The 13,259-nt window shown below is 66.0% G+C and carries 12 protein-coding genes; 4 read left to right on the top strand and 8 right to left on the bottom strand.

Annotation, left to right across the window (positions count from 1 at the left end):
- Window positions 1-28 precede the first annotated feature (28 nt).
- On the top strand, window positions 29-1,153 hold the full coding sequence (gene menC, locus GUY37_RS01155; protein WP_166821166.1) for an o-succinylbenzoate synthase: 1,125 nt from the start codon (window positions 29-31) through the stop codon (window positions 1,151-1,153).
- Window positions 1,154-1,159: 6 nt separating this feature from the next.
- Here menC and GUY37_RS01150 read toward each other — a convergent pair whose 3' ends face one another.
- The 6 genes from GUY37_RS01150 to GUY37_RS01125 all read right to left on the bottom strand — a co-directional run bounded on the left by GUY37_RS01150 (window position 1,160) and on the right by GUY37_RS01125 (window position 8,955).
- On the bottom strand, window positions 1,160-2,068 hold the full coding sequence (locus GUY37_RS01150; protein ID WP_166821164.1) for a cation diffusion facilitator family transporter: 909 nt from the start codon (window positions 2,066-2,068) through the stop codon (window positions 1,160-1,162).
- Window positions 2,069-2,239: 171 nt separating this feature from the next.
- Window positions 2,240-4,015: a flotillin family protein gene (locus GUY37_RS01145; RefSeq protein WP_166821161.1), complete on the bottom strand. Its 1,776-nt coding sequence runs from the start codon at window positions 4,013-4,015 to the stop codon at window positions 2,240-2,242.
- 200 nt (window positions 4,016-4,215) lie between these two features.
- Window positions 4,216-4,677: a DUF3817 domain-containing protein gene (locus GUY37_RS01140; protein WP_166821158.1), complete on the bottom strand. Its 462-nt coding sequence runs from the start codon at window positions 4,675-4,677 to the stop codon at window positions 4,216-4,218.
- Between the two features lie 4 nt (window positions 4,678-4,681).
- Window positions 4,682-5,839 carry an alcohol dehydrogenase family protein gene (locus GUY37_RS01135; RefSeq protein ID WP_166821155.1) on the bottom strand — a complete coding sequence of 386 codons (1,158 nt, stop codon included), beginning with the start codon at window positions 5,837-5,839 and terminating at the stop codon, window positions 4,682-4,684.
- Between the two features lie 63 nt (window positions 5,840-5,902).
- Entirely contained in the window at window positions 5,903-6,637 is a 735-nt protein-coding gene (locus GUY37_RS01130) for an SDR family NAD(P)-dependent oxidoreductase (protein ID WP_166821153.1), read from the bottom strand.
- Window positions 6,638-6,864: 227 nt separating this feature from the next.
- Complete coding sequence (locus GUY37_RS01125; protein WP_166821150.1) at window positions 6,865-8,955, bottom strand: M28 family peptidase; 2,091 nt, start codon at window positions 8,953-8,955, stop codon at window positions 6,865-6,867.
- Window positions 8,956-9,389: 434 nt separating this feature from the next.
- On the opposite strand from GUY37_RS01125, the gene GUY37_RS01120 reads away from it, so the two are divergent.
- Entirely contained in the window at window positions 9,390-10,493 is a 1,104-nt protein-coding gene (locus GUY37_RS01120) for a VIT1/CCC1 transporter family protein (protein ID WP_166821147.1), read from the top strand.
- The gene (locus GUY37_RS01115) at window positions 10,490-11,377 is read left to right on the top strand and encodes an aminotransferase class IV (protein WP_166821144.1); all 888 of its coding nucleotides are present in this window, start codon (window positions 10,490-10,492) and stop codon (window positions 11,375-11,377) included. Before GUY37_RS01120 ends, GUY37_RS01115 begins: the two co-directional genes overlap by 4 nt.
- Before the next feature lie 72 nt (window positions 11,378-11,449).
- Here GUY37_RS01115 and GUY37_RS01110 read toward each other — a convergent pair whose 3' ends face one another.
- Window positions 11,450-11,650 (bottom strand): hypothetical protein, encoded by a 201-nt coding sequence (locus tag GUY37_RS01110; RefSeq protein WP_166821141.1) that lies wholly within the window; start codon window positions 11,648-11,650, stop codon window positions 11,450-11,452.
- A 246-nt stretch (window positions 11,651-11,896) separates the two neighbouring features.
- On the opposite strand from GUY37_RS01110, the gene GUY37_RS01105 reads away from it, so the two are divergent.
- Window positions 11,897-12,196 (top strand): DUF4235 domain-containing protein, encoded by a 300-nt coding sequence (locus tag GUY37_RS01105; RefSeq protein ID WP_101546637.1) that lies wholly within the window; start codon window positions 11,897-11,899, stop codon window positions 12,194-12,196.
- A 245-nt stretch (window positions 12,197-12,441) separates the two neighbouring features.
- Here the strand turns inward: GUY37_RS01105 and aroD are convergent, their stop codons facing one another.
- Window positions 12,442-13,233, bottom strand: coding sequence for a type I 3-dehydroquinate dehydratase (gene aroD / locus GUY37_RS01100; protein ID WP_166821138.1), 792 nt, complete (start codon window positions 13,231-13,233; stop codon window positions 12,442-12,444).
- Window positions 13,234-13,259: the final 26 nt, after the last annotated feature.

Below are 13,259 nucleotides of genomic sequence, written 5' to 3'. Positions count from 1 at the left end.
GCCGCACTGCGCAGAAGGAGCCAGGCTCATGAAGCTGAAGTCAGTCACTCTCCATCAGGTGTCGATCCCGCTGGTCACTCCTTTCGAGACATCGTTCATGAAGGAGACCGAGAAGGACTGCTACCTCGTCGAGGCCGTGTTCGACACCCCGCAGGGTGAGATCACCGGGTGGGGTGAGTCCGTGGCGATGATCTCTCCGCTGTACTCGGCCGAGTACGTGGCTGCCGGGATCGATGTCACTCGCCGTTGGCTGGCGCCGCTGCTCTTCGAGGTCGACGACCTCAGCGCGGAGACGGTGTCGTGGCACCTGCGTCACGTCATCGGCCACCCGATGGCGAAGTCGGCGCTGGAGATGGCCGTCATCGAGGCTCAGCTGAAGATGCACAACCAGTCGTTCAAGGACTATTTGGGCGGAGTCGTCGACTCCGTGCCCTCAGGCGTGTCGGTGGGCATCCAGGATTCCGTCGAGGAGACAGTGAAGGTCATCGGCGGCTACCTCGACGAGGGGTACGCCCGGATCAAGCTGAAGATCAAGCCGGGCAAGGACATCGCCCCGGTGGCCGCCGTGCGCAAGGCCTTCGGCGACGATTTCGGCTTCCAGGTCGACGCGAACGCCGCCTACACCCTCGTCGATGCCGCACACCTGCGCCGCCTCGACGACTATGGTCTCCTGCTCATCGAACAGCCTCTCGGCGAGGCCGATATCCGCCAGCATGCCGAGCTTGCCAAGCTCATGGACACCCCGATGTGTCTGGACGAGTCGATCGTCTCCGCCGAGGCGGCAGCCGATGCGATCATGCTGAGAGCCACCTCGGTGATCAACATCAAGCCCGGACGTGTCGGCGGTTTCATCGAGGCGAAGAAGATCCATGATCTGGCCGCTGCCCACGGCGTCGCCGTCTGGCACGGCGGAATGGTCGAAACCGGCCTGGGACGGGCGGCGAATGCGGCGCTGGCATCGCTGCCGGGCTTCACCCTGCCCGGCGACATCTCCGGATCGAACCGGTTTTTCCACGAGGACATCACCGAGGAGATCGTGATGCACGACGGCAAGGTCGATGTGCCCACCGGCGTCGGCTTCGGCGTCTCGATCGACCCGGGGAAGCTCGAACGCTTCCGCACCGATTCAGTGGAGATCCTGCCCGGGCAGTGACCCGCGTCAGTCGTGGGTGTGGGTCTCCTCGGCGGCGTCCTCTGCTCGGTCGAATTGGAAGGTCGAGTGCTCGATCGCGATCTTGTGGTGCTCGGTCAGGCATTCCTGCAGAGCCTTGAGGATGCGCGGGGCGTGTCCGTCGTAGAAGCACTCATCGGCGAGGACCACGTGTGCGGTGAGCACCGGCAGGTTCGAGTCGATGCGGGTGACGTGGAGATCGTGGACCTCCTGCACATGCTCGACCGCCTCGAGATGCTCGCGGACCTTGTCCAGGTCGAGCTCCTTCGGTGCCGCTTCGAGCAGGATCGACCCGGTCTCGCGCAGAATCGCGAACGCCCTGGGAACGATGAGCGCCGCGATGACCAGGGCGGCCACCGCGTCGGCACGGTCCCAACCGAAGAGCCAGATCGCCAGAGCTGCGAGGATCACGGCCACAGAGCCGAGGGCATCGGCGATGACCTCGAGGAACGCCGCCTTGAGGTTGAGTGAGTCTTCCTTCGACGAGCTGAGGATGACGATGGAGACGAGATTGCCCACGAGGCCGATGGCGCCGAAGATCAGCAGGCCCGGACCGGGCACCTCCGGCGGGACGAAGAATCGACGAATGCCTTCGATGAGGCTGTAGACGCCGAGACCCAGCAGCAGCGTCGCCTGGGCTCCGGCTGCGAGCACTTCTGCCCGGCGGAATCCCCAGGTCTTCTGCCCACCCGTCGGCTTGGTGACCAGTGTCGCGGCGAAGAGCGCGATGCCGATGCCGATGAGGTCGACGGCATTGTGGCCGGTGTCGATGAGCAGCGCAAGACTGCCCGTGACGACGGAGCCGATGAGCTGGAAGACGAAGATCGCCGCTACGATGCCGAAGACGATCCTCAGCTGCCGCCACGAGCCTGAACCATGCGCATGATCATGAGCCATGTTTACCTCCTCGACTCAAAATATTAACATATGCACATTTTTTTATATATGGATCCTGAAGTGACTCTTCTCACCAGCAGAGAGAGGCCTCCGACGCCAGCGGACACCGACCGATGTCTCCGATCGATGCCCGCTGTGTGCGCCCGCTGCCTCCGAGCCTGCCCGTCAAGGTCAGCCCTGGGAGCCCTTACCGCCGTCGCCGTCCTGATCGTCGCCCGGTTCATCGCCGGCGGCCGAGCGCCCGTCTTCGCCTGAGCCCGAATCCGCGTCCGTCCCGGCCGTGCCGGCACCACGCTCGTCGAGGCGGCGCTTCGCCTCGTCGATATAGGCCTGCACATCGAAGCCGGTGGCCTTCTTCACCTCATCGCCGATCCGATCGAGGTCGACACCGCTGTCATCGAGGAATGCCTTCGGGTCGAAGCCGGCGCGGTTCGCACGCTCTCCGGCAGACGCGCCGTCTGCGACGATCCCGTCGACGACGTCGTCCGGGTTCTCCCCCGCAGAAGAGGAACCGGTCGGTCCCCCACTCTCGGATCCGCCGGACCCTTCAGGTCCTTCCGGTCCTCCGGACCCGCTCGGCCCGGCCGAGTCGGCTCCCCCGGCGCCCTTCGCCTTGGCCACGAGGTCGGTGAGGTCGACTCCGGTCGTTCCGCGCACCACTTCGAGGACCTGGGAGAGGTTGTTCGACACGGAGTTCGCTAGCTTCGACTCACCATCGGTGGACACGATCGAGAGGTCCTTGATGTTCGCGTACGGCGCCACCAGCTCTCCGGCCACGGTCGGCAGCACCTCAAGCACCTTCGACAGCACTGCCGCATCGTTGAACTGCTTGTAGGCCTCGGCCTGTGCGCGCAGCGCTTCGGCTTCGGCCTCGCCGCGCGCCCTGATCGCATCGGCTTCGGCTTCACCCTCGAGCCGGATCGCTTCGGCGTCTTTCGACCGACGGTGCAGGTCGGCGGCCGCCTCGGCCCGGCCCTGCGCCTCGATCTCATACGCCCGCGCATCGGCGGAGGCCTGCTGCCGGTAGCGTTCGGCATCGGCAGGGCGCCTGACCTCGGCATCGAGCTGTTCGGCACGCAGCTCCGCGGCTTCCTTGGCCACGACGCGGTCTTTCTCGAGCAGCTTCTGCTTCTCGGCCGCAGCGGCCAGAGGGCCGGCGTTGTCCGCGGAAGCCTGCCGCTGGTCGGCCTCTTCCTTCAGGGCGGCCCGTCGCAGAGCCAGCTGCTGCTGCTGTTCGGCGATGGCCTGATCGGTCAGCGCCTGCTGCTTCTGGGTCTCCTCGTTCTGCTGGGCTTCCTCGACGGCCGATGCACGGCCGGCGTTCGCCTCGGCGATGGCGGCGTTCTTGGCCACCTCGGCGGCCTGCGGGCGGCCCCAGTCGCGCAGGTAGCTGCCTTCGTCCTCGACCGCCGAGATCTGGAAAGTGTCGATGATGAGGCCCTGGTTGTTCATCGAGTGCGCGGATTCCTCCTGCACCTGAGCGGCGAAGGAAGCGCGGTCCTGGATGATCTGCTCGACGGTGAGCGTGCCGACCACGGCGCGCAGGGTGCCGGAGAGGATCTCCTTCGAGTAGTGGTCGATCTGATCCTGCTGGTCGAGGAAGCGCTGCGCGGCCTTGCGCACGTCATCCTCGGTGCCGCCGACCTTGACCTGGGCGACTCCGCGCAGACGCAGCGCGATGCCGTTGATGGAGATGCCGTCGATCTCGACGGAGATCTGCCGCGAGGACAGCGAGAGGATGAAGGCCTTCTGCACGATCGGGTAGACGACCGAGCGCCCGCCGATGACGATGCGCCCCGTCCCCGACGCCCCGGAGGCATTCCGGCCTGTGATGATGAGCGCCTCCGACGGCGAGGCGATCTTGTAGGAGCGCAGGATCACGAGCAGCGCGATCAGGATGATGACAACGAGTACGCCGATTCCTCCGACGCCGAAGAGCAGGTCCATCAGTGGGCCTTTCATCGTTTGAGCTGGTGCACGGTCGACCGGCGCGCAGCACCGGCCCTGTCGTGCTCATCCTATGCGAGCTCACCGAACCGGCATAGAGATCGGCCCCGCCGAGGCTGCCCCCGCCTCCCAGGGCGAGCACAGTGCCCGCTCACCGCCCCCTCAGCGAGGAGCCCGTCACCGCGCCGAGGCGCTGCTCCTCACTTGACCCAGTCGCCGGGAGGACCTGCCAGCAGCAGCCCCGAGAAGACGAGGATGACGAAGATGATCCCCAGACCGATGGCCAGCCAGGGTGAGCGGATGCACCAGGAGGTGAGCTCCTCGAACCAGCCCTGCGGGGTGCGGCCGTTGCGGCCCAGCCCCCAGTCGCCCTCGAGGGATCCGGTCTTCTCGACCGAGCGCTCGAAGGGGATGGTGGCGTAGGGGATGATCGCCGATCCAAGCCCGGTGGCGATGCGGCGCTTGCTCCACTGCTGCGAAGTGCCGACGCCGACGACGGCGATGACGAAGCAGATGAAGATGAATCCGTGGATGCCTCCGCCGATGCGCACGCCCACCTCGGTGGTGTGGGTGACGTACTTGAGGAACATGCCGATCAGCAGCAGAGTCCACGTGATGGTCTCAGCGATGGCGAAGAATGTGAAGAAGCGTTTGGGAGTCACGGTCTCAATTGTGCCTGCTCAAGGTGGACGAGTGCTGAGTGATGCCGGCGGCGCTCGCGGGCGCGGAATCGTCCACCGGCGGCGGTACGAGCACGAGTTTGCCCGGGAACTTCTTCGCGATGAAGTCCTCCTGTGCCCGATGGATCTCGCTCAGCGGGTAGGACTTCGACACCAATGGACGGATTCGCCCCTGGTTGATGTATCCGATGAGATTCTCGAAGACCTCGTCCTCCTGGAATGTGCACCCGAACAACGACAGGTCGTTGAGGTAGATCGTGCGCAGATCGAGTTCGGTCAAGGGCCCTCCGATCGCGCCCGCGATCGCAAAGCGGCCCCCGCGGCGAAGCAGACCCAGCAGCTGCGCCACCCCGTCTCCTCCGACGACGTCGACGACGACATCGACCGATTGCGCACCGATCTCCGCGGTCGGATCCGCATGGCGTGAAACCACGCGGTCCGCTCCCGCCGCGAGCACCACATCGGCCTTCGATTCGGAGCAGACGGCCGTGACCTCGGCGCCTCGCAGCTTCGCGAGCTTGACCGCGGCGAGGCCGACTCCGCCGGAAGCCCCGGTGACGACGACCTTCTCCTCACCGACCCCGGCTCGATGCAGCATCCCCTCGGCCGTCGAATAGGCGATCGAGAAAGAGCCGAGCTCAACCGGCGAGAGGTCGGAATGGACGGTGTAGGACTCGCTCGACGGTGCGATCGCGAACTGCGCGAAACCCCCGTCGCAGTCGCTTCCGTAGGTCCAGCACTCAAAGGGACGGCGGTCGACATAGTGACGCATGAGATTGCGCACGATCACCTTGTCGCCGATTCGCGCCGGGTCCACGGCACTGCCCGCTGCGACTACCTCGCCGTAGACGTCACCACCCTGGATGCGGGGAAAGGTGAGCGGCACACCCGACCAGGACGCGTCACCCTCATCGGCCTGTGTCGCATCGTCCGCAGCAGTCGTATTCGTGTCGCCGCTGACGGACTTCGAATACCAGCCGATGTGCGTATTGATGTCCGTGTTGTTGACACCCGCGGCTGCGACGTTGATGAGCACCTCATCGGGACGCGGTTCGGGCACGGGCACGTCGGTGCGATACTCGAGCTTGTCGAGTCCGCCATGGCCGGTGAGCAGCACAGCGGCCATCGTCGAAGGCAGAGTCATCGAAGATCCTTTCGTCGGAGCATTTTCTGATGGGGTCGGCCAGGCGGGCCGAAGGCAGTGAGCTCAAGGAAGGCTGAGCTGCGTCATCCGTCCTCCGTCCACGGCGTAGACCTGGCCGGTGATGAAGCCGGCTTCCTCTGCGGCGAGGAAGGCGACCACGGCGGCCACCTCCTCGGGCCGGCCGGACCGACCGACAGGGTGGATCCCGCCGATCTCACGCCTGAAGGTCTCGGGGTCGGACAGGGAGTCGATGAAATCGAGGTTGAGGTCGGTGTCGATCCACCCGGGGGCGACCGCGTTGCACCGGATTCCCTCGCCACCGTGGTCGACGGCCACCGCACGAGTCAGCCCATGCAGCCCTGCCTTCGAAGCGGAGTAGGCCGCATGCCCGGGGTTGGAGCCGAGCCCCTCGATCGATCCGACGTTGACGATGGAGCCCCGCGTCTCGCGCAGGCGGGGAAGAGCTGCCCTGATCATGAGGAAGGGGCCCGTGAGGTTGACTGCGAGGTTGCGCTGCCAGTCCTCGACGGACATGTCCTCGACTCTCGCCTCCTGCATCATCCCGGCACAGTTGACGAGGACGTCGAGGGCTCCGAATCGCTCGACCACCTCGGTGACCGCCGCCTCGGCGCTGTCGGGATCGGACAGATCGACGGCGACCGAGGGGAACTCCTCATCTGCACCCCGCTGTGCGGTGCAGATCTGGGCTCCCTCGTCCCGCAGACGACGAGCCACTGCGCGCCCGATCCCGCTCCTGCCGCCGGTCACGAGAGCTGTCCTGCCGTCGAACCGATTCATAGACTCCGCCAATTCTCCGAGGCCTGCCCCGGGACACCTCGCTGTCACGATCGGCCTCAGTCTGGCAGAGTTCCTCAGATCTCGCGCGGGCCTCCAAACGACAGACCGACGCGGGGCGGAGACCTCTCCGGTCTCCGCCCCGCGTCGGCCCGTAACCCTCACCGAGGCGGCGCATCAACGCCGATCGAATCTCGACGCAGCCCCGACTGACGGCGGGATCATTCCGTTCAGCTGCGACGTCGCGTGCCGACCGTCATCGCGATGCCGAGCACGATGAGCGCACCGGCCGAGAGGACCAGCGGCAGGGCTTCATTGCCCGTGCGCGGCAGATCTCCGCCGCCTCCGTTGCCGCCGTCACCGGCTCCCGGCCCGTCACCCTCGGCGACGACCTCGAAGGATCCGGTCAGCGGGTCTCCGCCTTCGCAGTCGACAGAGACCTCATAGGTGCCGATATAGCTGTCGACCATCGACGCGTCGAGTCCGCGGACGCCGAACCGTGCGACGGTGTCCTCGCCGACCTCGGCGGTCTGCTCGAACTTCTCGATATCGCCGTTCTGCGGGTCGACGGTCATCGTCGCCGTGGTGTCGGCGGCGCAGCCGGTGGCCGCGACCTGGACTCCCTTCTCACTGACGAAGTCGGGAGCTTCGATCGTCTTCGGATCGATGCTCAGTGTTCGTTCGGCAGGAGTCTCGGTCGGCGTCTCCGTGGGCGGATCGGTGGGATCCGTGGGCGGAGTCGTCGGATCGGTCGGCGGATCCGTCGGCGCGTCAGCGAGCTCATAGGCCAGCGTGTGGACGGCGAAGCCGATGGCGGGAGCGAAGATGTCGACGGACTTCTTGCTCACGTTCTCGATCGTGTCCGTGGACTGGTGGTAGTTCGTGTCGTGCTTCTCGCCGACGGTGCCGCCGAACATCTCGGCTTCCTCAGCGGTCTTCGTGCCGTCTGCTCCGGAGAACAGGCCGCTGGCGGGGATGCCGTTGTCGATGAACGCCTGGTAGTCCGACCGTCCGGAGAAGTCGGTGCCGACATTGGGCTGGTCGATATCGGCGAAGTAGTCCGTGAAGACCTTCTCGAGTTCTGCCGAGCCTTCGGGCACGTTGACGCCGTCCGGGATCGGCACATCGGAGCCGTCGGAGTCGAGCGTGCCGACGATGAAGTTGTCGGAGCCGATCATGTCGAAGTTCATGTACGACTTGATCTTGCCCAGATCGGCATCGTCGAGGCTCGCGACGTACTCCGTCGAACCGACGAGCCCGACCTCTTCGGCACCCCACCAACCGAAGCGGATGGCGTTGTCGACCTCGGTCGGCTGCTCGGCGAGCGCTTCGGCCGAGGCGAGGAGCGCGGCAGATCCGGAGCCGTTGTCGTTGACGCCGGGGCCCTCTTCGACACCGTCGAGGTGGGCACCGAACATCTGGACGTTGTCGTGATCGCCGGCCTTGGTTTCGGCGATGACGTTCCAGGTCTTCTCGGTGACGAACTCGGTCTCGAGCGTGAAGTCGGCGGTCAGGGCCGCGGCTTCGGCCGCCACATCGTCTTCGGCGGCTTCGTCGGCCTCTTCGGTTCCCTGACCGAGTCCTGCCTGGCTGCCCGCTTGCGAGCCTGCAGCCTCGACCTTCTCGAGGAGGTCGGTGCCGACGTTGTAGGTGACCGTCACCGTCGGCGCGCTTCCCTCCATGCGCCCGCCGAGAGTGGCATTGAGCTCCTCGTCGGGGTTGTCCTTGTCGTTGTTGTAGATGATGACCGCCGCAGCACCGGCGTCGGTGGCAGCCTTGGTCTTGTCGCCGAAGGCGCATTCGCCGCGGGACACGAGCACGAGCGCCCCTTCGGCGCTGTCATCGAAGTCACCGGCCTGGCAGCCGAGCTGTCCGCCGGCGAAGTCACTGTTGTCGTCATCGACCGGCAGCACCACAGGCAGATCCGTCAGCGGATCCGTCGTGCCCTCGGTGTATTCGGCGGTCGTGACCTTGACCGCCTCTCCGTCGACCTTGACGTCGACGGTGCCGAAGTCCTGGCTCTCGACGTCGAACGCCTGCCGCTTCACATCGAAGGCGCCGGTCGCCTCGAGGGTGGATTCGACGTATTCCACGGCTTCTTCGTAGCCGGGCGTGCCCAGCGCGCGGAACCCTTCGTCCGCGTGCGAGGTGGAGATGTCGGAGATCTTCTGCAGATGCTCCATCACGGCGTCACCGTTGACGCCCATATCCGTGTGTTCTGTCGGTCCTGCGGTGCCCGCCGCCAGTGCCGGGCTCATCCCGCCGAGGACCAGGCCGGCCGTGGCGGTGACCGCCAGCCAGCTCTTCGTGCGCAACTTCATGGAGTTCCTTTCGCTCCTTCGTCTGTGTCTGAGGAATCGCACATGACGGCGCACCGGAAGTGACCGCCACGGTAGGACTGCTGTCCACTCCGGTGTCGGCCTCTTGACGGCTGCACTTGCGGGGAAGCTCGATTCTGACGTTTCGCTATGATCCGCCATAGGTAACGAATCACATGCTTCTATAACGAAACGGTGACACAACTCACATTGGTCATTAATCTAACGCACCTCAGTCGGCTTTAATATTACGAATTGATAACAACCGGTCACTGATCGGTTTCGCACTTGCGGGGCGCCTGCGGTCCGAGTGCGGTGCTCATGCGCATCACTGCGGCTGATCCGCCTGTGACCAGCGGCATCCGACCCGCATTCCAGCGTCACCCGCGAAGCCCGCCGCCGTGCTGAAACCGCACCGCCGGATTAGACTTGGACCAGTGACGACCAACGACTCCGCCGGAGGGGCCCCGCCGGCCTCCCCCGACAGACGAACCATCCGCCGCTGGCAGCGCTACCTCGCCAACGAACGGCTCGAAGAACGGGTGTATCGCAACCTCGCCGAACGCCGCAGAGGCGAGGACCGCGAGATCCTGCTCGGCCTCGCCGCCGCGGAATCCCGTCATCAGGAGCATTGGATCACCCTCCTCGGCGAACATGCGCACAAGCGCCGCTCCGCCGATCTCCTCACCCGCTGCCTGGCCTTCCTCGGGGGCATGTTCGGCTCCGTGTTCGTCCTCGCTCTCGCTCAGCAGTCCGAGACGAGCTCGCCCTACGACGAAGACGAAGCCGCCTCCGCGGAGATGGCCGCCGACGAACGCATCCACGCCGAGGTGGTCCGCGCTCTGGCCGCCCGTTCCCGCGCCCGTCTGTCGGGGAACTTCCGTGCCGCTGTCTTCGGCGCCAACGACGGCTTGGTCTCGAACCTCGCCCTCGTCCTCGGCGTCGGAGCGGCGGGAGTCTCGAACACGGTCATCCTGCTCACCGGCGTCTCGGGGCTGCTCGCCGGCGCCCTGTCGATGGGAGCCGGTGAGTACATCTCAGTGCGCTCCCAGCGCGAACTGCTCGACGCCTCCACCCCGGATCCCGAGTCCCGGCATGCCCTGGCCGATCTCAACATCGACGCCAATGAGCTCGCCCTGGTGTTCCGCGCCCGCGGAATGGAGGCCCGCGAAGCCGAGGCCCGCGCCAACCGCACGATTGCGGCGGCGAAGAACAGACAGGCTCCGAGGCTTCCGGCCATCGACTCCGGAGTCGACCGTGACGAACTGGGCACCGGCATCGGTGCCGCCCTGTCGAGCTTCTGCTTCTTCTCCTCCGGCGCGCTCATCCCGATCCTGCCCTATATCTTCGGCATGTCCGGACTTCCCGCCGTGTTCCTCTCCGCCGGTCTGGTCGGCATCGCACTGCTGTTCACCGGCGGAGTCGTCGGCCTGCTCTCAGGAAAATCGCCCGGCCCCCGAGCCCTGCGTCAGCTCGGCATCGGCTTCGGCGCCGCCGCCGTGACCTACGCCCTCGGCCTGCTCTTCGGAGGAACCGCATGACCGATCTGCTCATCCTCGTCGACCCCACCGCGGCCACGTTCGAGCTCACCGATCTGACCGCCGCGCAGCTGCCGGTCACCGATCTCTCCGCTCATCGTGGCGACGGGATCTTCGAAACCGTGCTGGTGAGCATGGGTGCCCACGGCGCCACCGTGGTGTCGAGACAACGGCACTTCACCCGGTTCCGGGCCTCCGCCTCGGCGCTGGATCTGCCCGACCCCGACCAGGGGCTGTGGGATCGGGTCATCGATTCCCTCATCGCCGAGGTGGCCGCCGCCGATCCCGGAATCGTCGAGTTCGGGATCCGCTACGCCCTCTCCCGCGGGGAGCAGGGTGCCGACGGTGAGTTCCGTCCCCGCGGGTGGGCCTTCCCCGTGACCGTGGATGATCACATCCGCAGCGCCCGCGAGCAGGGGGTCACCGCCGTCAGCCTCGACCGCGGCTTCGAAGCCTATATAGGCAGCAAGGCGCCATGGCTGCTCATCGGTGCGAAGACTCTGTCGTATGCGGTCAATCAGGCAGCCGGCCGCTATGCCGCGGCGAACGACGCCGATGAGGCGCTGTTCGTCTCCCACGACGGCATCGTCCTCGAGGGCCCGACCGCGAATCTCCTCATCCGCCGAGGCGACCGCCTCCTCACCCCGAATCCGGACGCGGGTCTGCTGTCGGGAACGACGCAGCGCCTGATCTTCGATCATGCCGAGGTTTTGGGGCTGCAGGCCGAATATGCCGATCTTCGCCTCCAAGACGTCAAGGATGCGGATGGGGCCTGGTTCGTCTCGTCGATGCGCACCGCGGTTGCATTGCGCGAACTCGACGGGAACGCGATATCTGTTGATCAGAGGCTGACCGAGCGGTTCCAGGAGATCGTCCGCGGTCGGTGACCTCCCGGCGGCTCTGTCCGTACCGGCTCATGTGCCCGCAGCCGATCTGCGGGGATGCGCTGCCCCGAGCGCTCAGGCTCGGGGCAGAGCGTCGGCGGGTCTCGCCGAGGGGAGAGTGAAGGCGAGAACGAGTCCGAGGATGCAGGCGGCGCAGCTGATCAGCCACACCGGCCAGAAGACGCCGGAGAGTCCCGGCAGCAGCGCAAGCAGGAATCCGAGAGCGCCACAGACGAACAGTCCGGTGACGACCCGCGTCTTCCACTTCCTCAGCATCGTGTGCCTTTCTCTTCACGTTTCGACTCGGACCTTCCCTTGCCCGACCGAAGCGTGCTCTCACGCTATCCCCGCCGATCTGCCCGGCACATCCCCCAAAAGTATGAAATGAGCGAACTTTCTTCGACTCGTTCAACCGCGGGTGACCTTGCGCGCATCGTCCTGCGTTAGTGTTGTCTTCGACGGAGTACGTTCCCGCGGCGCTTGAGGGTCGTGGGACCCGAGGTTCGAGGAAAGGACACGAGCATGGGAAAGCTCGCTTGGCAGATCATCGGCGTGGGAGCGCCCATCGCAGCCGCATTCGTCGCTCGCAAGACCCTGACCTTCGCGTGGGAGAAGTCGACGAAGCGTCCGGCGCCGTCGAACCCCGTCGATGACGAGATCTCGATGTCCGAGGCCCTGGCCTGGACGATCGTCTCCGGTGTCGGCGTGGCCGTGGCTCAGCTCGTCGTGCAGCGCATCGCCGCGAACACCGTGCGCAACAACTTCGGCGAGGAAGCCCTGCCGAAGAAGTTCCGCAAGCAGATCGAAGAGACCACCGACTGATCCTCTGCTGACCTTGCAGCAGAAGAATCGGCACGCGAAGCACTGGCTTGGCGTGCCGATTCTTCTGTCTCCTCCCTCTGCGCGGCCAGGCTCGTGAGGTGAGGATCCGGGTCGGGCTATAGGCCAAAAAGCGTGTATGGTCCCGGCCTGTCAGTACTCGCGGGTTCGAAATTCATACGCACTGATCAAGATCACCACCTATGAACTTTGAAGCCGCTCATGCACACCAACACCCGGGCTGCGATTCAGCCGGTGACGCGATCGAGGATCTCGGCGAGGACGACGGCGTCGATCTGCCCCGGTGCCGACCCCTGACCGATCTGAGCGAAGGTGGCGCAGCTGCCGAAGTCGGCGCCCATGATCCGGCTCGTCCGGCCCAATGGCCCCATCGAGATCCCGAGCACGGAAACCGGCGACGAGGCATCCGCGGTGGCAGTCGCCTCCAGGAGACGCAGAACGTCGGCAGGCGTCTGCGGCATCATCGCCACCTTGGCCACATCCGCGCCGGCCTCAATCATCGCAGCGAACGTCGCGAGCAGGCGTTCGGCGGAGTCCGTGGCTTCGAAATTGTGGTGTGAGGCGACGACGGGAACGCCGGCTTCCTGCGCCGAGGCGATGAGGGAGCGCGATTCCGCCCGGTCGATCTCGAGGTCGACGGCGACAGGAGCGCCCGATGCGCCGGCTCCGCCGATCAGCGCCCGCACCGCCTCGGCGTAGTCGCCTTCCGTGATCTCCACGTGCCCGCCTTCGAATCCGGTGCGCACGGTCAGGAGGATCGGCAAGCCCGCTGTGAGCGCACGAGGAAGCAGACGCAGGGCCGCCTCGATGCGGGTGAGCACGGAACCGGGGGCGGCGGCGAGCAGCGGATCGATGCGCCATTCGATGGCGTCGACGATCTCGGTCGCGGCGGCTGCGGCGCATTCGGCGGTGAGCTCCTCGGCAGCGGCGGCCTGCGTCGGCACGACGACGGCCGGTCGGCCGGGATTGCGCACAGCGGGCGATCCTGCGGCAGGATTGAGGAACGGCAATGGTTTCATGGGTCAAGCGTAGGCGGTGACGCGGC

This window comes from Brevibacterium limosum, from assembly GCF_011617705.1.
Taxonomy (GTDB): Bacteria; Actinomycetota; Actinomycetes; order Actinomycetales; family Brevibacteriaceae; genus Brevibacterium; species Brevibacterium limosum.
This window is presented reverse-complemented; position numbering and strand designations above follow the sequence as displayed.

Excerpts from the sequence above, each read along its gene's own strand:
- GUY37_RS01150 (WP_166821164.1), bottom strand. The coding sequence starts at position 2,068 with ATGGCTCATGATCATGCGCATGGTTCAGGCTCGTGGCGGCAGCTGAGG.
- GUY37_RS01115 (WP_166821144.1), top strand. The coding sequence starts at position 10,490 with ATGACCGATCTGCTCATCCTCGTCGACCCCACCGCGGCCACGTTCGAG.
- aroD (WP_166821138.1), bottom strand. The coding sequence starts at position 13,233 with ATGAAACCATTGCCGTTCCTCAATCCTGCCGCAGGATCGCCCGCTGTG.
- GUY37_RS01135 (WP_166821155.1), bottom strand. The coding sequence starts at position 5,839 with ATGACTCTGCCTTCGACGATGGCCGCTGTGCTGCTCACCGGCCATGGC.
- GUY37_RS01105 (WP_101546637.1), top strand. The coding sequence starts at position 11,897 with ATGGGAAAGCTCGCTTGGCAGATCATCGGCGTGGGAGCGCCCATCGCA.
- GUY37_RS01125 (WP_166821150.1), bottom strand. The coding sequence starts at position 8,955 with ATGAAGTTGCGCACGAAGAGCTGGCTGGCGGTCACCGCCACGGCCGGC.
- GUY37_RS01145 (WP_166821161.1), bottom strand. The coding sequence starts at position 4,015 with ATGGACCTGCTCTTCGGCGTCGGAGGAATCGGCGTACTCGTTGTCATC.
- GUY37_RS01110 (WP_166821141.1), bottom strand. The coding sequence starts at position 11,650 with ATGCTGAGGAAGTGGAAGACGCGGGTCGTCACCGGACTGTTCGTCTGT.
- GUY37_RS01130 (WP_166821153.1), bottom strand. The coding sequence starts at position 6,637 with ATGAATCGGTTCGACGGCAGGACAGCTCTCGTGACCGGCGGCAGGAGC.
- menC (WP_166821166.1), top strand. The coding sequence starts at position 29 with ATGAAGCTGAAGTCAGTCACTCTCCATCAGGTGTCGATCCCGCTGGTC.